The 23,167-nt window shown below is 71.8% G+C and carries 25 protein-coding genes, 1 tRNA gene and 1 pseudogene; 25 read left to right on the top strand and 2 right to left on the bottom strand.

The genetic code is table 11. From position 1 onward, the window contains the following. Positions 1-153: pseudogene (locus tag BIV57_RS26085) on the top strand (SAM-dependent methyltransferase); the annotation flags it as partial. A gap of 199 nt (positions 154-352) precedes the next feature. Here the strand turns inward: BIV57_RS26085 and BIV57_RS14640 are convergent. Next, entirely contained in the window at positions 353-1,660 is a 1,308-nt protein-coding gene (locus BIV57_RS14640) for a Fic family protein (RefSeq protein WP_071657241.1), read from the bottom strand. A 91-nt stretch (positions 1,661-1,751) separates the two neighbouring features. Between BIV57_RS14640 and BIV57_RS14635 the strand changes: the two genes are divergently transcribed. From BIV57_RS14635 to BIV57_RS14595, 10 genes are all read left to right on the top strand, one after another. After that, the gene (locus BIV57_RS14635; protein ID WP_071657240.1) at positions 1,752-2,312 is read left to right on the top strand and encodes a DinB family protein; all 561 of its coding nucleotides are present in this window, start codon (positions 1,752-1,754) and stop codon (positions 2,310-2,312) included. A gap of 15 nt (positions 2,313-2,327) precedes the next feature. Beyond that, a complete protein-coding gene (locus BIV57_RS14630) occupies positions 2,328-2,672 on the top strand; it encodes a hypothetical protein (RefSeq protein ID WP_071657239.1) in 345 nt (114 codons plus the stop codon). Between the two features lie 77 nt (positions 2,673-2,749). Then, positions 2,750-3,118: a hypothetical protein gene (locus BIV57_RS14625; RefSeq protein WP_071657238.1), complete on the top strand. Its 369-nt coding sequence runs from the start codon at positions 2,750-2,752 to the stop codon at positions 3,116-3,118. Positions 3,119-3,312: 194 nt separating this feature from the next. Then, positions 3,313-3,966 (top strand): DUF433 domain-containing protein, encoded by a 654-nt coding sequence (locus BIV57_RS14620; protein WP_071657237.1) that lies wholly within the window; start codon positions 3,313-3,315, stop codon positions 3,964-3,966. Continuing rightward, a complete protein-coding gene (locus BIV57_RS14615; protein WP_071657236.1) occupies positions 3,947-4,342 on the top strand; it encodes a PIN-like domain-containing protein in 396 nt (131 codons plus the stop codon). The genes BIV57_RS14620 and BIV57_RS14615 overlap by 20 nt, the downstream gene beginning before the upstream one ends. Before the next feature lie 29 nt (positions 4,343-4,371). Beyond that, a complete protein-coding gene (locus BIV57_RS14610) occupies positions 4,372-4,551 on the top strand; it encodes a hypothetical protein (protein ID WP_071657235.1) in 180 nt (59 codons plus the stop codon). After that, positions 4,548-4,841, top strand: coding sequence for a hypothetical protein (locus BIV57_RS14605; protein ID WP_071657234.1), 294 nt, complete (start codon positions 4,548-4,550; stop codon positions 4,839-4,841). The genes BIV57_RS14610 and BIV57_RS14605 overlap by 4 nt, the downstream gene beginning before the upstream one ends. 25 nt (positions 4,842-4,866) lie before the next feature. Continuing rightward, complete coding sequence (locus tag BIV57_RS14600; protein WP_175548760.1) at positions 4,867-5,136, top strand: hypothetical protein; 270 nt, start codon at positions 4,867-4,869, stop codon at positions 5,134-5,136. Between the two features lie 2 nt (positions 5,137-5,138). Continuing rightward, a complete protein-coding gene (locus BIV57_RS26445; protein ID WP_265736996.1) occupies positions 5,139-5,261 on the top strand; it encodes a hypothetical protein in 123 nt (40 codons plus the stop codon). A gap of 214 nt (positions 5,262-5,475) precedes the next feature. Then, on the top strand, positions 5,476-6,249 hold the full coding sequence (locus tag BIV57_RS14595; protein ID WP_139275671.1) for a hypothetical protein: 774 nt from the start codon (positions 5,476-5,478) through the stop codon (positions 6,247-6,249). Positions 6,250-6,452: 203 nt separating this feature from the next. Here the strand turns inward: BIV57_RS14595 and BIV57_RS14590 are convergent. Next, positions 6,453-6,524 (bottom strand) — tRNA-Arg (locus BIV57_RS14590). A 161-nt stretch (positions 6,525-6,685) separates the two neighbouring features. Between BIV57_RS14590 and BIV57_RS14585 the strand changes: the two genes are divergently transcribed. From BIV57_RS14585 to BIV57_RS14520, 14 genes are all read left to right on the top strand, one after another. Beyond that, complete coding sequence (locus BIV57_RS14585; RefSeq protein WP_107409569.1) at positions 6,686-7,108, top strand: response regulator; 423 nt, start codon at positions 6,686-6,688, stop codon at positions 7,106-7,108. Further along, a complete protein-coding gene (gene argS / locus BIV57_RS14580; protein ID WP_071657230.1) occupies positions 7,105-8,766 on the top strand; it encodes an arginine--tRNA ligase in 1,662 nt (553 codons plus the stop codon). The genes BIV57_RS14585 and argS overlap by 4 nt, the downstream gene beginning before the upstream one ends. A 102-nt stretch (positions 8,767-8,868) precedes the next feature. After that, positions 8,869-10,263: a diaminopimelate decarboxylase gene (gene lysA / locus BIV57_RS14575; protein ID WP_071657229.1), complete on the top strand. Its 1,395-nt coding sequence runs from the start codon at positions 8,869-8,871 to the stop codon at positions 10,261-10,263. Positions 10,264-10,363: 100 nt separating this feature from the next. Beyond that, positions 10,364-11,650 carry a homoserine dehydrogenase gene (locus tag BIV57_RS14570; RefSeq protein ID WP_071657228.1) on the top strand — a complete coding sequence of 429 codons (1,287 nt, stop codon included), beginning with the start codon at positions 10,364-10,366 and terminating at the stop codon, positions 11,648-11,650. A 40-nt stretch (positions 11,651-11,690) separates the two neighbouring features. Next, a complete protein-coding gene (gene thrC / locus BIV57_RS14565; RefSeq protein ID WP_071657227.1) occupies positions 11,691-12,752 on the top strand; it encodes a threonine synthase in 1,062 nt (353 codons plus the stop codon). A gap of 201 nt (positions 12,753-12,953) precedes the next feature. Then, positions 12,954-13,904: a homoserine kinase gene (gene thrB / locus BIV57_RS14560; RefSeq protein ID WP_071657226.1), complete on the top strand. Its 951-nt coding sequence runs from the start codon at positions 12,954-12,956 to the stop codon at positions 13,902-13,904. A 409-nt stretch (positions 13,905-14,313) separates the two neighbouring features. Then, positions 14,314-16,347 (top strand): transcription termination factor Rho, encoded by a 2,034-nt coding sequence (gene rho / locus BIV57_RS14555; protein WP_071657225.1) that lies wholly within the window; start codon positions 14,314-14,316, stop codon positions 16,345-16,347. Positions 16,348-16,516: 169 nt separating this feature from the next. After that, a complete protein-coding gene (locus tag BIV57_RS14550) occupies positions 16,517-17,560 on the top strand; it encodes an LCP family protein (RefSeq protein ID WP_071657224.1) in 1,044 nt (347 codons plus the stop codon). A 123-nt stretch (positions 17,561-17,683) separates the two neighbouring features. Further along, positions 17,684-17,911, top strand: coding sequence for a 50S ribosomal protein L31 (gene rpmE / locus BIV57_RS14545; RefSeq protein ID WP_071657223.1), 228 nt, complete (start codon positions 17,684-17,686; stop codon positions 17,909-17,911). 130 nt (positions 17,912-18,041) lie between these two features. Continuing rightward, the gene (prfA, locus tag BIV57_RS14540; RefSeq protein WP_071657222.1) at positions 18,042-19,118 is read left to right on the top strand and encodes a peptide chain release factor 1; all 1,077 of its coding nucleotides are present in this window, start codon (positions 18,042-18,044) and stop codon (positions 19,116-19,118) included. A 20-nt stretch (positions 19,119-19,138) separates the two neighbouring features. Beyond that, entirely contained in the window at positions 19,139-20,002 is an 864-nt protein-coding gene (gene prmC, locus BIV57_RS14535; RefSeq protein ID WP_071657221.1) for a peptide chain release factor N(5)-glutamine methyltransferase, read from the top strand. Between the two features lie 109 nt (positions 20,003-20,111). Continuing rightward, on the top strand, positions 20,112-20,762 hold the full coding sequence (locus BIV57_RS14530) for an L-threonylcarbamoyladenylate synthase (RefSeq protein ID WP_071657220.1): 651 nt from the start codon (positions 20,112-20,114) through the stop codon (positions 20,760-20,762). 95 nt (positions 20,763-20,857) lie between these two features. After that, a complete protein-coding gene (locus BIV57_RS14525) occupies positions 20,858-21,487 on the top strand; it encodes an arsenate reductase/protein-tyrosine-phosphatase family protein (RefSeq protein WP_071657243.1) in 630 nt (209 codons plus the stop codon). Positions 21,488-21,633: 146 nt separating this feature from the next. Further along, positions 21,634-22,944 (top strand): MraY family glycosyltransferase, encoded by a 1,311-nt coding sequence (locus BIV57_RS14520; protein WP_071657219.1) that lies wholly within the window; start codon positions 21,634-21,636, stop codon positions 22,942-22,944. The last annotated feature ends 223 nt before the right edge of the window (positions 22,945-23,167 follow it).

The following is a 23,167-nucleotide window of genomic DNA, read 5'->3' as shown; positions in this document are numbered from 1 at the left end:
CGCCCCACCTCCATGACCGCCCGCACCCGCCCCCCGACCATGCCCTTCCCGGCCATCGCCCACCGCGCCCGCACCGTCCTCCCCGGCGCCCGCCTGCGCCGCCGCCTCTTCTGGCGCTACACCCTGGTGTGGCGCGCGCCGGACGCCGGCTGACGGGCGGTTACGCGTCCTGTGCCGACCCGTAGCGGGGAAGCGCCGCGGTCCCGAACCCGCCGCCTTCTCGGGGCTCACGCCCGGGCCTCCTCGCGGGCCGGCCGCAGCCCGGGCCGCACCCCGGCGCGGCGGAGGTCCGCGTACGAGGCGGTGAACGTCCCCTCGTAGCCGACGACCGGCCCCGGTCTCAAGCGATCGCTCAATCCTTGCGGGGGTGACCGATTGCGACAGTCACGCACCGGGCGAGGGCCACCGCGTCCTGCGGGGCGTCCGCGTGCCAGGAGACGCGGCGGAGCGGAGTGGCGGTGCCCGGCGCGGCGTCCTCGCGGGCGAGGACGAAGACCAGGGCGAGGAATGCCGCGCGGGCGTTGCCGTCGTCGAAGGGGTGGAAGAAGCAGACGTCGAGGCAGGCGCGTGCGGCGCGGACCGACAGCGCCAGCGGCCGCCCGGCGCCCGGCGCACTCTCGGCGAGGCAGGCGTCGAGGCGGGCGCGGATGCCGGGGCGGAGCCCGTACCGCTCGCGGCCGCCCTTGGCGAACGCTGGCGCCGTCCGGAACGGCGGCGGCTGCACGGTGCCCAGGACATGCCGCTGCCACCCGGCGAGCAGCGCGAAGTCGAGGACGGCGCCGCGCGCCGCGTCCGCCCGCGCCGACTCCAGCGCGGCGAGCAGCCCTTCGGCGCGGGCGGGGTCGATCGCCGCGTCGAACGCGCGGACGTCCTCGGCTGCGCCGTCCCGCGCCGCCGGCGCGGGTCCGTCCGCGCCCGCCTCCCACGGCACCGCGCCGCGCAGCGCCAGCCACCGTTCCAGATGGTCCGTCACCGGCCCCTCCGGACGCCCGAACCCGCCCGGCCGCAGCGACCTCGCGAGCCGCTCCGCGACGTCGTCGACGAGCACCGGCCCCGGCCCGGTCCAGCTGCCGAAGCGTCCGCCGACCGCCTCCTCGACGAGCGCCTCCGCCGGTTCGTCCGGGACGCCCCAGCGGGCCAGGAACCAGGTGAGGACCTGCCGGCAGTGCCGGTGCCACCCGCTGCCGCAGCCGGTGCGGTCGACCACCTGGAGGATCAGGTTCCGCGCCGCCCGCTCCCACAGGATCCGCTGCTCCTCGACAGCGCTCGGCTCCAGCGGGTAGCGCTCGAACCATCCGGCCAGGCTCTCCAGCCACGCCCGCCACTCGCACAGCGCGGCGGCGACACGGTCGAGCGTCTCCTTCGGCCCGGTGATCGAGTGCCGCGGGCAGCACCAACCGCCCACCGGCCCGCCGTCGAAGTCCCCCTCGTCGTGCGACCACCGCCACCCCGCCGCCCATCGCCCGTACCGCTCGACGAGCGCGTGCGACATGGCGTCGGCCCAGAGCGCCCCCGCGTCGCAGATCTCCGCCGATCGCGTCACCCGCCGCGCCGGCCCCAGCCCCCGCACCGTCTCGGCCGCCGACGCCGCGTCGAACGGATGCCGCGCGGGATCGACCTCGTCCCAACTCAGCGGCCACGGCGCGAAATCGAGGAACACGCCCCCACCCTCCCACCCCGGCCGCGGGGCCGGCCCGCAGCGATGACCGCGAGACCGACGATGTCGTACCGCGCGCCTAGGGTCCGTCCCCATGGCCGACCTCGATCTCAAGGCAGAACTGCTCACCGCGCTGCGCACCGCGCGGGCGGCGATGCTCGCCACGCTCGACGGGCTGTCGGAGTACGACCGGCGGCGGCCGCTCACCGCCAGCGGGACCAACCTGCTCGGGCTGGTCAAGCATCTCGCCGGGCTGGAGTACGGCTACCTCGGGAACACCTTCGGGCGCGACCGCTACGCATCGCCGACGTGGTTCCGGGGCGACCTGTCCACCGAGATCGACATGTGGGCGACCCCGGACGAGTCCACCGAGCACATCGCCGCCACCTACCGCGCCGCCTGCACGCACGCCGACGCGACCGTCGCCGCCCTCGACCTGGACAGCCCCGGCAGCGTCGCGCACTGGGACGCGGGCCATCGCGGCACCACCCTGGGCGGCATCCTCGTCCTGATGGTCGCCGAGACCGCCCGGCACGCCGGCCACGCCGACATCCTCCGCGAGCAGATCGACGACCTGCCGGGCGCCGCCGTCCCCGACGCGCTGCGCCGCACCGTCCAGGCGGCCGCCGACCCCTTCCGCGCACCGACGGCCTGACGGGACACTGCACCCATGCGACAAGCATTCGCCCATGACGCGCTGGTGGCCATGGAGCCGGACGGTGACCAGCGCGCACCCGGCGCGGCCATCACCACCGCGCTCTGCGGGCATTGGGAGCACCCGCCGCCGTGCCCGCTCGCTCCCCACCACACCGCCGCCGAACGCACCGGCACCGGCGACGGCGCCGACGTCCGCCTCCGCATCCTCTTCGCCGCCGACCCCGCCGACGAGGCGGAGGTCCGCACCCGCATCGACTCCGCGCTCGCCGCCGGCACCGGCTGGCGACTCCGCACCGCCGGCCCCGGCCGAGTCCGCGAGAACGAGGCCGCCCACGCCGATGAGCTCATCCGGGCGTGACGCCGGCCACCCGGGCCACCCGGCGGCAAGGGAAGAATCCGGGTGCGGTCACCGCGGCGCGCTGCGAACCTGGGGCTATGCCTCGACGGATCATGTTCGTGCAGTTGAAGACGGGTTACGACATCGACCGCGGGCCCTCCTGGATCGGGTGGGTCGACTTCTCGAGGACCTGGGCCACCGCGTACTTTCACGGGCGGACCCTGCGCCGGGCCGGCGGGATGTACGACGCGAACTTCTACGACGTCGAGACGGACGAGGAGTTCTGGCTCTCCGGCCCGAAGCGCGACCGCACGGACACCCGCTACGGCCCCACGGCCCCGGACATCGAGCCGGACGCCGCCGAGGCCTACCGCGCCTTCCTCGGCGGTGCGCCCCTTTTGAATCGCCTGCGCCCTCGCGCACGACAAAGCCCCGCGACCGTCATATTGACTGGTCACGATGCTTGATGACACTCCCTCAGGATTGCCCCCGGCCAGGCACTCTCCACATCCCTCCACGATCCCGCCGCTACGGTGACGCTCACCCGAACGGTCGACATCCGGCATTCCCGACGAGGCCCGCAACCGGCGGGGCAGCGGGTCGTTGTCCGGGTAGGGTCATACCGTATGGCCTGGTGAGGACGCTCCGAGGGAGGTGCTGGATGGTTGACCGGTTGAACGACCCGCTGATGGGGATCCAGGAGGCCGCCCGGCACCTGGAGATCCCAAGTCGCACGCTGTCCCGCTGGACGGGGGAGTGCGCCGCCGGCGCCCCCCTCGTCCACAGCGTGCCGCCCCTCCACCGGGGCGGCCCTGCTCTGCCCTTTGTGGCCGTCGTCGAGAGCTACGTCATCCGCTCCCTGCGCGAACTGGGTCTGCCGCTTCCGAAGATCCGTGAAGCCGCCACCGCCGTCCGCGAGGAGTTCGGCACCCCGTACGGGCTGGCCACGCAACGCATCGCCACCGACGGCGTCGATATCTTCACGGAGATCCAGGGCGGCGAGCTGGTCCGGGTCCATGACCGTCAGCAGCCCTTCCGCGAGGTCATCGAGGACTATCTGCGTTACGTCCACTGGCCCGCCGGCGACCAGTTCCCGGATCGGCTGAGGCTGCGTCAGTACCCGGACGTCGCACCGGTGATCATCGATCCGCGGTTCGGCTGGGGCAGCCCGGTGGTGGAGCAGAACAGGGTCCAGGTCGACGCGATCGTCGGCATGTGGCGGGCGGGAGAGTCGCTGGAGACGGTGGCAGAGGAGTACGGCCTCACGCGAGACCAGGTCGAGGCCGTCTGCCAGCATGCCCCAGCCGCAGCTTGAATTCTTCGTCGACCGCAACCTCGGACGCTCCACGCCCGCCCGCCTTCGCGAGCGCGGCTGGACCCTTCACCTGATCGCCGAGGAGTTCCCCAACGACGCCCAGGAGATCAGCGACGAGGTCTGGCTTCATCACGGCCTGGCCCGCGGCTGGGTCCCCCTGTGCAAGGACGGCCGGATCCGCGGCCGTGACCACGAGCGCGCCCCGATCGAGCGCCACGGTGGAGTGCTGTTCTACCTCGACAACCAGCAGCTGAAGATCGACGAGATGGTCCGCCGCATCGTCCGTGCCGAAACCGAGATCATCGCCGCTGTCACCCAGGGCGGCCCTGCCCTGTACGCCATCGGCGCGGAGGCGATCCGGAGGACCTGGCCGTAGGTGCGACGCGCGACTGTCAGCCCGGTACCGTGGCGATCGCGTGGGCGACCCGCTCGATCCAGTGGTCGGCGGCGGTCGACCAGTACGGCGAGATGTACGCCAACGCGGCGAAGGTCGGCGGCCTGGGCGAGGGCGAGACCGTCTACTACTCGTACGAGACCGGCGAGCCCTACCTCGGTCCGATGCCTGGGACCGGTGAGTCGTCGTGAGGCGCGACCTCAACGCCTGCACCGATGACGCGGCGGCCTGGTCTCCGATCAGCTCGGACCAGTGGTACGCGGCCCGGGACTCGACGGCCCACCTCCGGGACGCGCTGATCGCCGCGGGTCTGGCGGACGACTTCCCGTTCCTGCGCGCCGACCTGAACGCCTTCGGCCACGGGATCGTGGAGGTCGGCAGGACCACTCCGGAGGCGGGGGAGCGGATCGCCTCCCTCCTTCAACTCGGGCTGAGCGTCGGAGAGGTCTCCGGCGAGTCGACCCCCACCGACAACGACTGATCAAGAGAGCGAGACGGGGAAGACCATGCGCGCCTACGCCGAGCGGACCGTTTGCGCCCCGAGTGTCGAGATCCTGGAGGACGGGGTCTCCTACGTCCGCGGCTGGGGCCATGCCGACAGGGCGACGAAGATGCTCGCCGTCCAGCTCGACGCCGCCGGCCTGGCCGCGGACTTCGCCGGGCTCAAGGCGGACGTCAGCGTCCACGGGGACGGCATGGTCCGCCTCGGCATGGTCTCGGCCGACGCGGCGGACAGGCTGGTCGAACTCCTCGTCGGCGCGCGGGTCACTCGGTAGACGTGCTGCTGATGATCTACGCCAAGTGCATCGACGGCCAGGAAGACGAGATGAACAAGCGGATCGAGCGCGGCCTCGGCGAGGAGACGCAGGACATGGAGATTGAGGTGGAAACGGGAGGCTGACGCATCACGTAGACCAGACAAAGGGCCCCGGCTGACGCTGGGTCCCTTTGGTGTCCGATGGAGTTCCGGCACTCGGTGGGGATGCGCGGAGATCGAGTAGCGAGCGGGAACCACGGCTGGACCGTTTGGTCCCGTGACCAGCACCGTGACCAGGGGTACTGTGCCGACCGAATTGAGTCGCCCTTGAAGATGCGCTAAAAGGTGGCGGAGAGGGGTGGTTTCGATGAAGCGGGCCTCTGTCCTGGCATTCACGCTGCTTCTTGTCGCGTTAGGGCTGTGTGGCTGTTCTGACAACGCCAATCACAAGGCGAGCGGGAAGAGCGGAGCCAGCACCACCAGCAGCCGACCGTCCCAGGCCCCCAAGGCTGCGCATGCGACCGTTCGACTCGTGTGGAGCCACGTCGGCAAGTCGTTCGGTGATGCGCAGGTCTGGTATGTCGCCAGGGTCGACAATCGCGCGCCGACGCTGGCTTCCGTCGCGCTGAATGTCCGGGCACTGGATGCCTCCCGCGCCATCGTCGGCTCAAGTCAGGTAACCCTCCCGAACGTCCCCGGGCAGAGCAACTTCGACTACTTCGGCTACCTGGGAGGACCACCATCAGATACGAACCTCACCGGTACGCCTGTCAAGATCGACGTGAGTGAGGCGCACAACGCTTTCGGTCAGGCTGGTGCCGTCGAAATGCCGATGCTCAGAACCAGTGAGATCACGCTGGCCTTGGGGAGTGAGGACACGAACACCAACGCCCCGTACTCCTACGACCTGACGGCCAAGGTCACGAACGACATCAGCCGTGAGGTCGATGGAGGTGTCACGCAGCAGGTCGTGCTCTACGACTCGGCCGGTCACGTCGTCGGCGGCGATACGGGCACGTCGGACAACGCGCCGGACAGTCTCCCGACGGGAATGAGCTACCGCGAGCAGTGGACCGGGATCCCCGCCCTGCATCACGCGGTCCGCGCCGTCTACAGCGTGTGGGTTGGCTAGCACGGTGAGCTGAAGCTACAGGGCGCCTAACGGAAGTACTTCCTGAGCTGCGGAAGTCGTCTCCAAGATCATTGCGCCGGCATGACGTGATCAGTGACCTTAAGGTGCATGCGGCAGCGCCCGGCTGCCGCCAAGCGCACAACGAAAAACCCCGCGACCGTCAGAACGACTGGTCACGGGGCTTGATGACACTCCCTCAGGAGTGCCCCCGGTAGGATTCGAACCTACGCACACGGCTCCGGAGGCCGTTGCTCTATCCCCTGAGCTACGGGGGCGGGGGTCGCTTGTGGCGACGGACAGAACATTAGCATCCCCGCGGGTGTGGTCGTGAACGGGTTATCGGCGGCGCGGGCGGGGCCGCGGGCGGCGGCGCGGGGATCGGGGGGAAGTCGGAGAATCCGGTACAGACCGGCATCGGGGCGCCTACGCTCGGAGGGTGGTGGACGAGCGGCGCGGCGACGGGAGCGGGTGGGTGCTCGTCGTGGACGACGATCCCGCGGCGCGGGATCTGATCCGCGTCAACCTGGAGCTGGACGGGTTCCGGGTGGCCACCGCGCGCGACGGGGCGGAGTGCCTGGAGGTGGTCCACCGGGTGCGTCCGCACGTGGTCACGCTGGATGCGGAGATGCCGCGGCTGGGCGGCGCGGCCACCGCCGAGGCGCTGCGCGCCGACCCGCGCACCCGCGGCATCCCGCTGGCGCTGATCACCGCCGGCGGCGACACGCGGGCCCCGGTCGACGGATGGCTGGCGAAGCCGTTCGACCCCGCCGCTCTGGTGCGCCTGGTGCGGACGCTGCGCAGTGCCGCGCGGGCCCCGATTCCGGGCGACGGCGTTTTCTCCCCTACCCTTGCACCGTGACACCCGCAGAGCTCTCCCAGGCCGTCCTCACCGCCGTCCGCGACTCCGTCGAGGCCGGCGACTTCTCCGCGCCCGTGCCCGACGAGGTCACGGTGGAGCGACCGAAGAACAAGGTCCACGGCGACTACGCCACCAACGTCGCGCTCCGCCTCGCCAAGCCGGCCGGCAGGCCGCCGCGCGAGGTCGCGCAGGTGATCGCGGAGCGCCTCGCCGCCGCGCCGGGTGTCGCGAAGGTCGACATCGCCGGGCCGGGCTTCCTCAACATCACCCTGGACGCCGCCTCCCAGGGCGAGCTCGCGCTGAAGATCGTGGAGCTCGGGGCCGCCTACGGCACCAACGACACGCACGAGGGGCTCCGGATCAACCTGGAGTTCGTCTCGGCCAACCCCACCGGCCCGATCCACATCGGCGGCGTCCGCTGGGCCGCCGTCGGCGACTCGCTCGCCCGGATCCTCAAGGCCTGCGGCGCCGACGTCACCACCGAGTACTACATCAACGACGCCGGGGTGCAGATCACCAAGTTCGGCGCCTCGCTCCAGGCCGCCGCGAACGGCCGGCCGGTGCCCGAGGACGGCTACGTCGGCGACTACATCGGCGACATCGCCAAGAAGATCACCGACGAGGAGCCGGGCGTCCTCGAGCTCCCCGACGACGAGCAGCTGGCCCGCTTCAAGGAGCGCGGCCTGGAGCTGATGGTCGCCGAGATCCAGCGCTCCATGGACGAGTTCGGCGTCCACTACGACGTCTGGTTCTCCGAGAAGTCGCTGCACGACTCGGGCGCCGTCGGCAAGGCCGTCGACCGGCTGCGCGAGCAGGGCCACGTCTTCGAGAAGGACGGGGCGGTGTGGCTGCGGACGACGGACTTCACCGACGACAAGGACCGCGTCCTGATCAAGGCGGACGGCGAGACCACCTACTTCGCCTCCGACGCGGCCTACTACCTCGACAAGCGGGACCGCGGCAGCGAGGTCGCCGTCTACATGCTCGGCGCCGACCACCACGGCTACGTCAACCGGCTCCGCGCGATCGCCGCGGCCGCCGGCGACGACCCGAACCGCAACATCGAGATCCTCATCGGCCAGTTCGTGAAGATGCTCCGCGACGGCCAGGAGGTCCGGCTCTCCAAGCGGGCCGGCAACATCATCACCATCGACGACGTGATCGACTGGATCGGCGTGGACGCGGCCCGCTACAGCCTGGCCCGCTCCAACACCGACTCCACGCTCACCCTCGACATCGACGTGCTCACCAGCACCTCGAACGACAACCCCGTGTACTACGTGCAGTACGCGCACACCCGGATGTGCGGGGTGCTGCGGCAGGCCGCCGACCGCGGCTTCGACAAGGGCGCGGCCGAGGACTTCAAACCCGGGCTCCTCACCGCCCCGCAGGAGTCCGACCTGCTCGGCGCGCTCGGCGAGTTCCCCCGGATCCTCGCCACCGCCGCCGAGCTGCGCGAGCCGCACCGCGTCGCGCGCTACCTGGAGCAGCTGGCCGGTACGTACCACCGGTTCTACGACAGCTGCCGGATCCTGCCGATGGGCGATGAGGAGCCGACCGACCTCAACCGCGCCCGTTTGTGGCTGGCCGAGGCGACGCGCACCGTCATCGCCAACGGTCTGGCCCTCCTGGGCGTCTCTGCCCCCGAGCGCATGTAGCGCTCAGAGTTCAAGGCCCACAGAGGGAGACGGACGAGGCGCGCACAGCGGCGTGCGCGCCCCGCGTCCCCGGGCCTGCCCGGAAAGCTTTGGAGAACCGAGTTGAGCCGCTCCGCCCACCCCGCCGGGCCCCGCCACGGCGACGTCCTTCCCGAGGCGCACGCCACCACCCCGCCCGCGGACCTCAACGCGCTCGACGCCCGCGTCTGGTCGCGCACCGCCACCCGCACCGCGGACGGCGCCCTCGCCGTCGGCGGGCTGGACGTCCGCACCCTCGCCGACGAGTACGGCACCCCCGCCTACCTCCTCGACGAGGAGGACTTCCGGGCCCGCTGCCGCGCCTGGCGCACCGCCTTCGGCCCCGGCGCCGACGTCTTCTACGCCGGCAAGGCCTTCCTGTGCCGCGCGGTCGTCCGCTGGCTCACCGAGGAGGGCCTCAACCTCGACGTCTGCTCCGGCGGCGAGCTGGCCACCGCGCTCTCCGGCGGCATGCCGGCGGCGCGGATCGCCATGCACGGCAACAACAAGTCGCGTGCCGAGCTGGCCAAGGCCGTCACCTCCGGTGTCGGCCGGATCGTCGTCGACTCCTTCCAGGAGATCGAGCGGCTCGCCGGGATCGCCGCCGAGCACGGGGTGCGGCAGAAGGTGCAGATCCGCGCCACGGTCGGCGTCGAGGCCCACACCCACGAGTTCATCGCCACCGCCCACGAGGACCAGAAGTTCGGGTTCTCGCTCACCGGCGGGGACGCCGCCGAGGCGGTGCGCGCCGTCCTCAAGCACCCGGAGTCGCTGGAGCTGATCGGCGTGCACAGCCACATCGGCTCGCAGATCTTCGACATGTCCGGCTTCGAGGTCTCCGCCCGCCGGGTCGTCGGCCTGCTCGCCGACATCCGCGACGAGCACGGCGTCGAGCTGCCCGAGATCGACCTCGGCGGCGGCCTCGGCATCGCCTACACGCCCGAGGACGACCCCCGCGAGCCGCACGAGATCGCCAAGGCGCTCGCCGAGATCGTCGGCCGGGAGTGCGAGGCGGCGAACCTCGCCGTACCGCGGCTGTCGGTGGAGCCCGGCCGGGCGATCGTCGGCCCGACCGCCTTCACCCTCTACGAGGTCGGCACCGTCAAGCAGCTGGACGGCATCCGCACCTACGTCAGCGTCGACGGCGGCATGTCCGACAACATCCGCACGGCGCTCTACGACGCCGACTACAGCGTGGTGCTCGCGGGCCGCGCCTCGGCGGCCGAGCCGATGCTCGCCCGCGTCGTCGGCAAGCACTGCGAGTCCGGCGACATCGTGGTGCGCGACGCCTTCCTCCCCTCCGACCTGGCCCCCGGCGATCTGCTCGCCGTGCCGGCCACCGGCGCCTACTGCCGCTCCATGGCGAGCAACTACAACCAGGTGCCGCGCCCGCCGGTGGTCGCGGTCAAGGACGGGCAGGCGCGCGTCCTGGTCCGCCGGGAGACGGAGGAAGATCTCCTCCGGCTCGACGTCGGGTAGGGGAAAACACATCTCAGATCGTGGACCGGGCGCAGATTTCCGCGTCCGGTCCGCGAGACTGGGCAGCCGAAGATACCGTCGCGATCAGATGCGAGGTCGGATGATGCGTACGCGTCCGCTGAAGGTGGCGCTGCTGGGCTGTGGAACCGTGGGCTCCGAGGTCGCGCGCATCATGACGACGCAACGGGACGACCTCGCGCAGCGCATCGGCGCCCCCGTCGAGCTCGCCGGCGTGGCGGTGCGGCGCCCCGGCCGGCCCCGTCCGGGCATCGCCCCCGAGCTGCTCACCACGGACGCCGAGGAGCTCGCCGCCCGCCCCGACATCGACGTCGTCATCGAGGTGATCGGCGGCATCGAGCCGTCCCGCACGCTCATCCTGAAGGCCTTCGAGGCCGGCGCCTCGGTGGTCACCGCCAACAAGGCGCTGCTCGCCGCGGACGGCGCCACCCTGCACGCGGCCGCCGCCAAGGCCGGCGCCGACCTCTACTACGAGGCGGCCGTCGCCGGTGCCATCCCGCTGATCCGCCCGATGCGCGAGTCGCTCGCCGGCGACAAGGTCAACCGGGTGCTGGGCATCATGAACGGCACCACCAACTTCATCCTCGACCGGATGGACTCCACCGGCGCCGGCTTCCAGGAGGCGCTGGACGAGGCGACGGCCCTGGGCTACGCCGAGGCCGACCCGACGGCCGACATCGAGGGCTTCGACGCGGCCGCCAAGGCCGCCATCCTCGCCGGCATCGCCTTCCACACCCGGGTGACCGCCGACGAGGTGTACCGCGAGGGCATCACCGAGGTCTCCGCCGCGGACATCGCCGGGGCGAAGAAGATGGGCTGCGTGGTCAAGCTGCTCGCCATCTGCGAGCGCTCGGCCGACGGCGAGTCCGTCACCGCCCGCGTGCACCCCGCGATGATCCCGCGCAGCCATCCGCTTGGCGGCGTCCGGGAGGCCTACAACGCGGTCTTCGTGGAGGCCGACGCCGCCGGACGGCTGATGTTCTACGGCCCCGGCGCGGGCGGCGCGCCCACCGCCTCCGCGGTGCTGGGCGACCTCGTCGCGGTCTGCCGCAACCTGGTCAACGGGGGCCGCGGGCCCGGCGAGTCGGCCTACACCGAGCTGCCGGTGAGCCCGATGGGCTCGGTCACCACCCGCTACTACGTCAGCCTCGACGTGGAGGACAGGGCGGGTGTGCTGGCCCAGGTGGCGACCGTCTTCGCCGAGCACGGGGTCTCGGTGGACACGGTCAACCAGCGCGGCCACGACGGCGAGGCGTCGCTCGTCGTGGTGACCCACCGCGCGACGGACGCGGCCCTGTCCGCGACCGTCGAGGCGCTGCGCCGGCTGACGTCCGTGCGGGGCGTCGCCAGCCTGATGCGCGTCGAGTGACGCGCAGGATCCACATGAGCAGATCAGGGAAGCAACGGCGATGAGCAGCAAGCAGTGGCGCGGGGTCATCGAGGAGTACCGGGACCGGCTGCCGGTGGACGCGGGCGCGCCCGTGGTGAGCCTGGGCGAGGGCGGCACCCCGCTGGTGCGGGCGCGGGTGCTGTCGGAGCGGACGGGCTGCGAGGTCCACCTCAAGGTCGAGGGCGCGAACCCGACGGGGTCGTTCAAGGACCGCGGGATGACGATGGCCATCTCCCGGGCGAAGGCTGCGGGGGCGCAGGCGGTGATCTGCGCCTCGACGGGGAACACCTCCGCGTCGGCGGCGGCGTACGCGGTGCGGGCCGGGATGGTCTGCGCGGTGCTGGTGCCGCAGGGGAAGATCGCGCTCGGCAAGATGGGCCAGGCGCTGGTGCACGGCGCGCGGATCCTCCAGGTGGACGGCAACTTCGACAACTGCCTTCAGCTGGCCCGCGGGTTGGCGGAGAAGTACCCGGTGGCGCTGGTCAACTCGGTGAACCCGGCGCGCATCGAGGGGCAGAAGACGGCGGCGTTCGAGGTGGTGGACGCGCTCGGGGACGCGCCGGACGTGCATGTGCTGCCGGTGGGCAACGCGGGCAACATCACCGCGTACTGGAAGGGGTACGCCGAGTACGCGGCCGACGGGGTGGCCTCGCGCAAGCCGCGGATGTGGGGGTTCCAGGCGAGCGGGGCGGCGCCGATCGTGCGCGGCGCGGTGGTGGAGCAGCCGCAGACGATCGCCACGGCGATCCGGATCGGCAACCCGGCGTCGTGGGGGTCGGCGGTGGAGGCGCGGGACGCCTCCGGCGGGGTCATCGACCTGGTGACGGACCGCCAGATCCTCTCGGCGTACCGGCTGTTGGCGGCGCAGGAGGGGGTGTTCGTGGAGCCGGCGTCGGCGGCGGGGGTCGCGGGGCTGCTGGCGGCGGCGGAGGACGGCCGGTTGGCGGCCGGGCAGACGGTGGTGGTGACGGTGACCGGGAACGGGCTGAAGGATCCGGACTGGGCGGTGGCCGGAGCGCCGCAGCCGGTCACGGTTCCGGTGGACGCCGACGCGGCCGCCGAGCGGTTGGGCCTCGGCTGACCGGCGGACCGGCGGACCGGCTGACGCGGTGCGGGGTTCGCCGCCCCTCCGCCCCGGCACCCCACCCGCCCTGGTGCGCGGGGCGCGCGGGCGGGTGGGGCGGCACTGGGAACGGGAACGCGGCTTCGCTACGCTTCGTTTCAACCGCAGCGCTTCGATCACGCTCCCCCTGAACGATCCCTGAGGAGTTGTCCCCTCCACATGGCCGGTCCCGCCTTCCGCGCCGCAGCGGTGCGCGTCCGCACCCCGGCGACCAGCGCCAACCTCGGCCCCGGCTACGACGCCTGCGGCCTGGCACTGGGCCTCTACGACGACGTCGTGGTCCGCGTCGCCGACGCCGGGCTGGGGGTCGACATCGCCGGGGTGGGCGCCGACACCCTGCCCCGCGACGAGGGCCACCTGCTGGTGCGCGCCATGCGCGCCACCTTCGACATCCTCGGCGGCCAGCCCCGCGGGCTGGAGGTGGTGTGCGCCAACCGCATCCCGCACAGCGCCGGCCTGGGCTCCTCCTCGGCCGCCATCTGCGCCGGCATCACCGCCGCCCGCGCCGTCACCATCGGCGGCCCCGAGCGGCTCGACGACGCCGCGCTGGTCGCCCTCGCGACCGAGCTGGAGGGCCACCCCGACAACGTCGCGGCCTGTCTGCTCGGCGGGTTCACCGTCGCCTGGACGGAGGACGACGGCCGGGCCCGCGCGGTGCGCATGGAGCCCGACGCGCGCATCGTCCCGGTGGTGTTCGTGCCCACCGAGGCGCAGCTGTCCACGGAGACGGCCCGTGGGCTGATTCCGGACACCGTTCCGCATGTCGACGCGGCCGCCAACGCGGCCCGATCCGCCCTGCTCGTCGAGGCTCTGACGCACCGTCCGGAACTGCTGCTGACCGCCACCGAGGATCGGCTGCACCAGGTCTACCGCGCGCCCGCGATGCCCGCGACACTCGATCTCGTCGATGCGCTGCGCGCCGACGGCGTACCGGCTACCGTCTCCGGCGCGGGCCCCACTGTGCTGGCGCTCGTCGACGGCGGCGAGGAAAGCCCCGGCCCCACTGTGGACTCCGTGCTGAAGTACGCGGAGGAGGCCGGACCGGGGTGGTCCGCCCACCGACTGGCGCTCGACACCGGCGGCGCGGGCGTCCTGCCGCTGACCCAATAGAGCCGGGGGCGGCACGCCAGAGAATGATCCGACGCGGAACGGGGGAATGTCTCCACAAGGCCACTAGTGTTAACCTCGGGTGTGCACCGGGCGCCCAGCAGGGCGCGGTGCCGGCGTCCCGGGCCCCGTCTTCACGGTCCGGATCCGGGAGCCTCCCTCCAAAACGCGCTCAGGCAGCCTGTCTGGGGTGTCTCGGAGCTGGTACCTCGCAGCCGAACGTCGGCATTGATCCCTTAAGTCCCTGCCGATCCGTCCGGACACGCATCCTGCCGTTGCTATCACCCGCCTGGCCGCACCGGGTCCAGGCGGACCACCAGTCCCGGCCCGCGCCATGCCGCGGTCAATGCCGGACAGCACAATCGGTCGCCGAGCCAAGAAGGCCGACGTCCGCTCCAGGGAAGGACCCTTCGTGAGCGACACCACCGATCTGATGGGCGTGGGCCCGGAGGCCGCCACGTCCGCGGAGAGCCCCGTCGCAGCAGCTCCCAAGCGCCGTCGCGGGACGGGCCTGAACGGCTTGGTCCTCGCCGAGCTGCAGCAGATCGCTTCCGGTCTCGGCATCACCGGCACTGCGCGGATGCGCAAGAGCCAGCTGATTGAGGCGATCAAGGAGAAGCAGGGCGGTGACACTCCGTCGGGGACGGCGGAGAAGGCCGCGTCCGGCGCCAAGGGCGGTGCCGCCAAGGAGGCGAAGGCCGGCAAGGCCGAGAAGGCGGAGGGCGGCGACGCCGCGGCGTCGTCGACGGCCACCGCGCGCCGCAGCCGGGCCAAGGCCGCCGCCGAGCCGGCCGCCGAGTCCGCCGCGCAGACCCAGATCGACATTCCGGGGCAGAACAACCAGGAGTCCAAGGAGGGCAAGGCCGGCTCGTCGCGCCGCCGCCCGGTGGACACCGAGCGCGCCGCCGGGGACGTCGCGGACGCCGCGCAGAACGGCGCGGGCTCCGTCGCCGTCCAGGAGCGGGCGGACAAGGGCGAGCGGGCCGGCCGCGACCGGTCGGACAAGGGCGGCGACGCCCAGAACGGCCAGAAGCAGGGCCAGCAGGACAAGGGCGGCCAGGGCGCCAAGCAGGGCGAGGGCCGCCGCAGCCGGCGCGACCGCAACCGCGACCGCGACCGGGACCGCGGCGGCAACCAGCAGCAGGGCCAGAACCAGCAGGGCCAGGGCGGCGGCAACCGCCAGAACCAGGGCAACCAGGACGACGACGAGTTCGGCGGCCGCCGCGGCCGCCGCTACCGGGACCGCAACCGCCGCCGCGGGCGCGACGGCTTCGAGGGCGGCAGCCCCAACGAGCCGGTCATCTCCGACGACGACGTGCTGATCCCCGTCGCGGGCATCCTGGACATCCTCGACAACTACGCGTTCGTCCGGACGTCCGGCTACCTGCACGGCCCCAACGACGTCTACGTCTCGTTGGCCCAGGTCCGCAAGAACGGCCTCCGCAAGGGCGACCACATCACCGGCGCGGTGCGGCAGCCCCGCGACGGCGAGCGCCGCGAGAAGTTCAACGCCCTGGTGCGGCTGGACTCCGTCAACGGCATGGACCCGGACCACGGCAAGGGCCGCCCCGAGTTCAACAAGCTCACCCCGCTGTACCCGCAGGACCGCCTGCGCCTGGAGAGCGAGCCGGGCATCCTGACGACCCGGATCATCGACCTGGTGTCGCCGATCGGCAAGGGGCAGCGCGGTCTGATCGTGTCGCCGCCGAAGGCCGGCAAGACGATGGTCATGCAGGCCATCGCCAACGCGATCACGCACAACAACCCCGAGTGCCACCTGATGGTCGTCCTCGTCGACGAGCGTCCCGAAGAGGTCACCGACATGCAGCGGTCGGTGAAGGGCGAGGTCATCTCCTCGACCTTCGACCGGCCCGCGGAGGACCACACCACGGTCGCCGAGCTCGCCATCGAGCGCGCCAAGCGGCTGGTGGAGCTCGGCCACGACGTGGTGGTGCTGCTCGACTCCATCACCCGCCTGGGCCGCGCCTACAACCTGGCGGCCCCGGCCTCCGGGCGCATCCTCTCCGGTGGTGTCGACTCCACCGCCCTCTACCCGCCCAAGCGCTTCTTCGGCGCCGCGCGGAACATCGAGGACGGCGGCTCGCTGACCATCCTGGCCACCGCGCTGGTGGAGACCGGCTCGCGGATGGACGAGGTGATCTTCGAGGAGTTCAAGGGCACCGGCAACATGGAGCTCAAGCTCGACCGGAAGCTCGCCGACAAGCGGATCTTCCCGGCGGTGGACGTCGACCAGTCGTCCACCCGCAAGGAGGAGATCCTCATGGGGCAGGACGAGCTCTCCATCGTCTGGAAGCTCCGCCGGGTGCTGCACGCCCTCGACCAGCAGCAGGCGATCGAGCTGCTGCTGGACAAGATGAAGCAGACCAAGAGCAACGCCGAGTTCCTCATGCAGATCGCCAAGACGACGCCGGCGCCGAACGACTGACGCACCGTCGCAGGCCGACCGAGGGCCCGGACCTCCACCGGAGGTCCGGGCCCTTCGGCATGTCCGCCGGGCCGCCCGGCTTAAAGATCCTGTTATGTGACGAAGGCCTGCCCGACGTGCACCGCCTACCCTTGGCCGGATTCGTACCGACGATCAAGGAAGCAGGCGCATGGCACGCCATCGGAAGACGCGCGGGGGAGCGAGGGGACCGGGCCGTCCCAGGCGCCTGGGACGCCGCATAGCCCTCGTGGTGTGCGCCGTCCTGGTGGTGCTGGGCGGCGCCGGCGGATTCGCCTACTACAAGCTGGACGGCAACCTGCACGGCGTCGACATCGACAAGGCGCTCGGCAAGGACCGGCCGAAGAAGGTCGACAACGGCGCCGAGAACATCCTGGTGCTCGGCTCCGACTCGCGCTCCGGCGCGAACGGCGCGTACGGCCGCGACGAGGGCTCCGCGCGCTCCGACACGGCGATGGTGCTGCACCTGGCCAAGGGGCGGAAGAGCGGCACCCTGATCAGCATCCCCCGGGACACCCTCGTCGACCGGCCCTCCTGCACGGCCCCGAACGGCTCCACCACGGCCGCGGCGAGCGGCGTGATGTTCAACTCCGCCTACTCGGCCGGCGGCCCCGCCTGCTCGGTCAAGACCGTCGAGAAGCTCACCGGCGTCCGGATGGACCACTTCGTGGAGATCGACTTCGCGGGCTTCACCAAGGTGGTGGACGCCCTCGGCGGCGTCACCGTCGACATCCCCCAGGACATCGACGACAACGACAGCCACCTGCACATCACCAAGGGCGTCCACAAACTGGACGGCAAGCAGGCGCTGGGCCTGGTGCGCACCCGGCACGGCGTCGGCGACGGCAGCGACCTGGGAAGGATCAAGCTCCAGCAGTTGTTCATCCGGTCGCTGATGAAGCAGGTCGAGAGCAGCTCGCTGCTCACCAGCCCGACGAAGCTCTACCGGACGGCGGACGCCGCCACCAAGACCGTCACCACCGACAGCGGGCTGGACTCGCTGAGCAGCCTCACCTCCTTCGCGCGCAGCATGTCCGGCCTCACCGGCAGCCGTCTGAAGACGGTGACGATGCCCGTGCAGTACGACCCGTCGAACCCCAACCGTGTGATCCCGATCAACTCGGAGATGACCAGGCTGTGGACGGCGGTCCAGCACGACCGGCCGGTTCCGGCCGTCAAGGGCACGGCGGAATAACGATCCCGCCGGGCCGGTTTGGGCGAGTGGGAGACGTGCTGGCACACTGGTACGTCGGCCCCGGTTCACGAGCGGCATCCGCCGCGCGACCCGGAGCCCCCCTTGAGCCAAGAGGAGAACTCCGTGAAGTCCGAGATCCACCCGAACTACTACGTCACCCAGGTCACCTGCACCTGCGGCAACGAGTTCACCACCCGCAGCACCAACGAGAGCGGTGTGATCCGCGCGGAGGTCTGCTCCAACTGCCACCCGTTCTACACGGGCAAGCAGAAGATCCTGGACACCGGTGGCCGCGTCGCGCGCTTCGAGGCGCGCTTCGGCAAGAACGCCGCCGGCAGCCGCAAGAAGTAGCGCGCCGCGTCGCCGGCCGGGCGCTCCCACCCCAGCGGTGGGGCGCGTCCGGCCGGCGTCTTTGATGCAGCACCCCTTTCCCCCACCACCGATCCACTCCTGCATCTACGTCATCGAAGGCGGCAATCCCATGTTCGAGGCGGTGGCCGACCTGCTCGTCGAGCAGGGGGTCCTGGAGAAGCAGCTCGCCGACCCCGAGGTCCACGCCGACCAGGCCGGCGCGCGCAGGCTCGCCAAGCGCTACGCCGAGCTGACCCCGATCGTCGACGCCTACAAGGCGTGGCGGCAGACGGGGGAGGACATCGAGACCGCCAGGGAACTCGCCCACGACGACCCGGAGTTCGCCGCCGAGGTCGACACCCTCGGCCGGCAGCGCGACGAGCTTGCCGAGCGGCTGCGCCTGCTGCTGGTGCCGCGCGACCCCGCCGACGACAAGGACGTCATCCTCGAGATCAAGGCCGGCGAGGGCGGCGAGGAGTCCGCGCTCTTCGCCGGCGACCTGCTGCGGATGTACCTGCGGTACGCCGAGCGGGTCGGCTGGAAGACCGAGGTCATCGACGCCACCCCGTCCGATCTGGGCGGCTACAAGGACGTCTCGGTGGCCGTGAAGAACCGCGGCACCCCCGAGCCCGGCCAGGGCGTCTGGGCCCGCCTGAAGTACGAGGGCGGCGTCCACCGGGTGCAGCGCGTCCCCGTCACCGAGTCGCAGGGCCGGGTGCACACCTCCGCCGCCGGCGTGCTGGTGCTGCCCGAGGCCGAGGACGTCGACGTCGAGATCAACGCGGGCGACCTGCGGATCGACGTCTACCGCTCCAGCGGCCCCGGCGGGCAGTCCGTCAACACCACCGACTCCGCGGTGCGCATCACCCACCTCCCGTCCGGCATCGTGGTCTCCTGCCAGAACGAGAAGAGCCAGCTGCAGAACAAGGAGCAGGCGCTGCGCATCCTGCGGGCGCGGCTGCTGGCCGCCGCCCAGGAGGAGGCCGACGCGGCCGCCTCGGACGTGCGCCGCAGCCAGGTGCGCACCGTGGACCGCTCGGAGCGCATCCGCACCTACAACTTCCCGGAGAACCGGATCTCCGACCACCGGGTCGGCTTCAAGGCGTACAACCTGGACCAGGTCCTGGACGGCGAGCTCGACGCCGTCGTGCAGGCCTGCGTCGACAAGGACGCCGAGGCCCGCCTGGCCGAGGCCGAGAACCACTGACCCGGGGGAGGGCACACGCTATGAACCTGCTGCTCGCCGAGGTGGCGCAGGCCACCCGACGGCTGGCCGACGCCGGCGTGCCCTCGCCCCGCTTCGACGCCGAGGAGCTCGCCGCCTTCGTCCACGGGGTGAAGCGCTCCCAGCTGCACGCCGTCTCGGACGGCGACTTCGACGCCCGCTTCTGGGAGGCGGTGGCGCGCCGCGCGGCGCGCGAGCCGCTGCAGCACATCACCGGCCGGGCCTTCTTCCGCTATCTGGAGCTGCGGGTCGGTCCCGGGGTGTTCGTGCCGCGCCCGGAGACGGAGCTGGTCGCCGGGTGGGCGATCGACGCGCTCCACGAGATGGACGTCGCCGAGCCGCTCGCCGTCGACCTGTGCACCGGCTCGGGCGCGATCGCGCTGGCGCTGGCGCAGGAGGTGCCGCGCAGCCAGGTGCACGCGGTGGAGCTGTCGGAGGAGGCGCTGGGCTGGGCGCAGCGCAACGTCGACGCCTACGCGGACGCCACCGAGGGCCGCGTCACGCTGCACCACGGCGACTCGCTGACGGCGCTGCCGGACCTGACGGGGCAGGTGGACCTGGTGGTCACCAACCCGCCCTACATCCCGCTGGAGGAGTGGGAGCATGTCGCGCCGGAGGCACGGGACCACGATCCGGAGATGGCGCTCTTCTCGGGCCAGGACGGGCTGGACCTGATCCGCGGCCTGGAGCGGACGGCGTTCCGGATGCTGCGCCCCGGGGGCGTGGTGGTGGTGGAGCATGCGGACACGCAGGGCGGCCAGGTGCCGTGGATCTTCAGCGAAGAGGCGCGGTGGACGGACGCGGCGGACCACCGGGACCTCAACCAGCGGGCCCGCTTCACGACGGCGCGGAAGAGGGTGCCGTGATCTTCGGGGTTCTTGCGGTCCGGGGCGCGCCCCGGGTCCGCGGTGGGTCACTCGCGCAGTTCTTCGCGCCCCTGACGGGGCGCGTCAACGTGATGGAGGGATGCGTTTCATGAGTCGTCGTTATGACTGCGCCGACCCGGCGGACCGGGAGACGGGCCTGCGCGAGGCGGCGTCCGCGGTGAAGCGCGGCGAGCTGGTCGTGCTGCCGACCGACACGGTCTACGGCATCGGCGCCGACGCGTTCTCCTCGGACGCCGTGGGCGACATGATGGAGGCGAAGGGCCGCGGCCGCGGCATGCCCTCGCCCGTGCTGGTGGGCTCGCCCAACACGCTGCACGGCATCATCGCCGAGCTGCCCGAGTGGGGTTGGGACCTGGTGGACGCGTTCTGGCCGGGCGCGCTGACGCTGGTGGCCCGCCACCAGCCGTCGCTGCGCTGGGACCTGGGCGACACCCGCGGCACGGTGGCCGTCCGGATGCCGCTGCACCCGGTGGCGATCGAGCTGCTCAACGAGACCGGCCCGATGGCCGTCACGGCCGGCAACCGCTCCGGACAGCCGGCCCCGGAGAGCTGCGACGCCGCCCAGGAGCAGCTGGGCGAGGCGGTGGCGGTCTACCTGGACGGCGGGCGCCCGCTGGAGGCGTCGGCCTCCACGATCGTGGACGTGACGGGCGAGCGGGCGGTGCTGCTGCGCGAGGGCGCGCTGACGGCGGAGACGCTGCGCGAGGTGGTCCCGGACCTGGAGCACGACCAGCAGTGAATCCGTACGGCTCGCGATGGCGCTCCGGCGCGGGCTCGTTGGGGATCGGCGTCTCGGACGCCGCCGCCCCGGCGGGCGTCGCGTCGGGTTCCGCGCTGCCCGCGGGGCAGGGCCGGCTCGACCGGTTCCGCATCCTCTTCGTGTGCACCGGCAACATCTGCCGCGGGCCGATGGCCGAGCGGCTGACGCGCCATGAGCTGGCGCGCCGGCTCGGGCCGGGGTACGCCGCGGAGTGCGGTGTGGAGGTGGAGTCGGCCGGGACGTGGGGCCACGAGGGCGCCGGCATGGAGGCCAACGCGGCCTCCGTGCTGGAGGACTACGGGGCGCCCGCGGACGGCTTCACGGGCCGCGAGCTGGTGGAGGAGCACGTCGCGGAGGCCGATCTGGTGCTGGCCGCGACCCGGGACCACCGCTCCCAGGTGATCTCGATGGGGTATTCGGCGGGCCTGCGGACGTTCACCATCAAGGAGTTCACCCGGCTCGTCGGGGCGATCGACCCGCTGACGCTGCCGCCGGCCGGGGCCGGGGTGGGCGTGCGGGCGACCGCGCTGGTGCGCGCCGCGGCGGCGCTGCGCGGCTGGCTGCTGGCGGCGACGCCGGAGGCGGACGAGATCGACGACCCGTACGGGGCGCCGCTCACCGTGTTCCGTCATGTGGGGGACGAGATTTTTCGCTCGCTTGACCCGGTGTTGACGGTCCTTACCGGGATCGACGCTCGGGGGTAACGTTTCCGCGTGCGCGGGGCCGGGAACCGCGCGCCGGCTGCGGGCGTCCCCATTTGGGGGTTTCCGCGCGGACCGTGGAACCTGAGGGGCGAGCGCCCCGTATGGTGAAGGGCGGCAGTCCAGACGGCAAGTGGGAGTGAACCGGCGTGCGTGAGTATCTGCTGACGCTTCTTGTGACGGCGGGGGTCACGTACGTACTCACGGGGCCGGTGCGCAAGTTCGCCATCGCGGCCGGGGCCATGACGGCCATCCGCGAGCGGGACGTCCACAAGGAGCCGACGCCGCGCCTCGGCGGGATCGCGATGTTCGGCGGCCTCTGCGCCGGGCTGCTGGTCGCCGAGCACCTCACCAAGATCGGGCAGATCTTCTCCGACACCTCTGACGTGCGCGCGCTGCTCTCCGGCGCCGCGGTGGTCTGGGTGATCGGGGTGATGGACGACAAATGGGACCTGGACGCCCTGGTGAAGCTGGGCGGCCAGATGGTCGCCGCCGGCGTGATGGTCCTTCAGGGATTCAAGATTCTCTGGCTGCCCATTCCGGGCGTCGGCACGGTCCTGCTGACGTCGTTTCAGGGCACTCTGCTCACCGTGGTCCTGGTGGTCGCGACCGTCAACGCGGTGAATTTCGTGGACGGGTTGAACGGGCTCGCGGCCGGGATGGTGTGCATCGCGGCGCTGGCGTTCTTCGTCTACGCCTACCGCCTCTGGTACGGCTACAACCTGGAGGCCGCCGCGCCGGCCGCGCTCTTCAGCGCGGTGCTGGTGGGGATGTGCCTCGGTTATCTGCCGCACAACATGACGCCGGCGCGCATCTTCATGGGCGACTCGGGCGCGCTGCTGCTCGGGCTGGTGCTCTCGGCGCCGTCCATCTCGCTGGCCGGCCAGGTCGACCCGGACAACATCGCGGCGCAGGCGGGCTCGGGCGCGAGCGCCACCCTGAAGCTGCTGCCGTTCTACATTCCGCTGGTCCTGCCGCTGGCGATGGTGGCCATCCCGCTGGCCGACATGGTGATGGCGGTGGTGCGCCGGACGCTCGCGGGGCGCTCGCCGTTCTCGGCGGACAAGAAGCACCTGCACCACCGGCTGCTGGAGTTGGGGCACTCGGAGACCCGAGCGGTGCTGGTCATGTACTTCTGGTCGGCGGTGCTGTGCTTCGGGACGGTGGCGCTGTCGGTGCGCAGCGGCAAGCGCGAGGTGCTGCTGGTGCTGGTCGCGGCGGTCGCGGTGGGCGTGGGGATCCTGCTGCTGCCGCGGTGGAGCCCGCGGGTGCCGAGGTGGATGGAGCGCTTCGTGCCGCCGCGCTACCGGGCGAGCCGGCACCACGGCCGCCATGCCCGGGACGGGGCGGTCGCCGACTACCGGCGCCCGTCCGGGGCCACGGCGGTGACGTCGCTGTCGGACGGCGAGACCTCGTCGGAGCTGCCGCAGCCGGAGTCGGAGCCGCACCCGCACGGCTGATGCCCGATTGGCGCCCTATTGACCGCATTTGGTCAATAAAGCGGCTATTGATACGGTAAGACCGCCAATTGCCCTGAAACTTCAGGAATTTCAAGATTCGGCAAAATCTGCAGCTGCCGAACCATGCCATCATGGAGACGTTGAACGGCGCAGTTTCACGGGATTGTGACCGGACGCACACCGTCATGGTAAAGCGTGCATCAAATCGTTTGTGATACCGTTC

It is taken from the genome of Mangrovactinospora gilvigrisea, assembly GCF_001879105.1.
GTDB classification, from domain to species: domain Bacteria; phylum Actinomycetota; class Actinomycetes; order Streptomycetales; family Streptomycetaceae; genus Mangrovactinospora; species Mangrovactinospora gilvigrisea.
The sequence above is the reverse complement of the archived record's forward strand: the minus strand, read 5'-3'. Positions and strand labels throughout refer to the sequence as shown.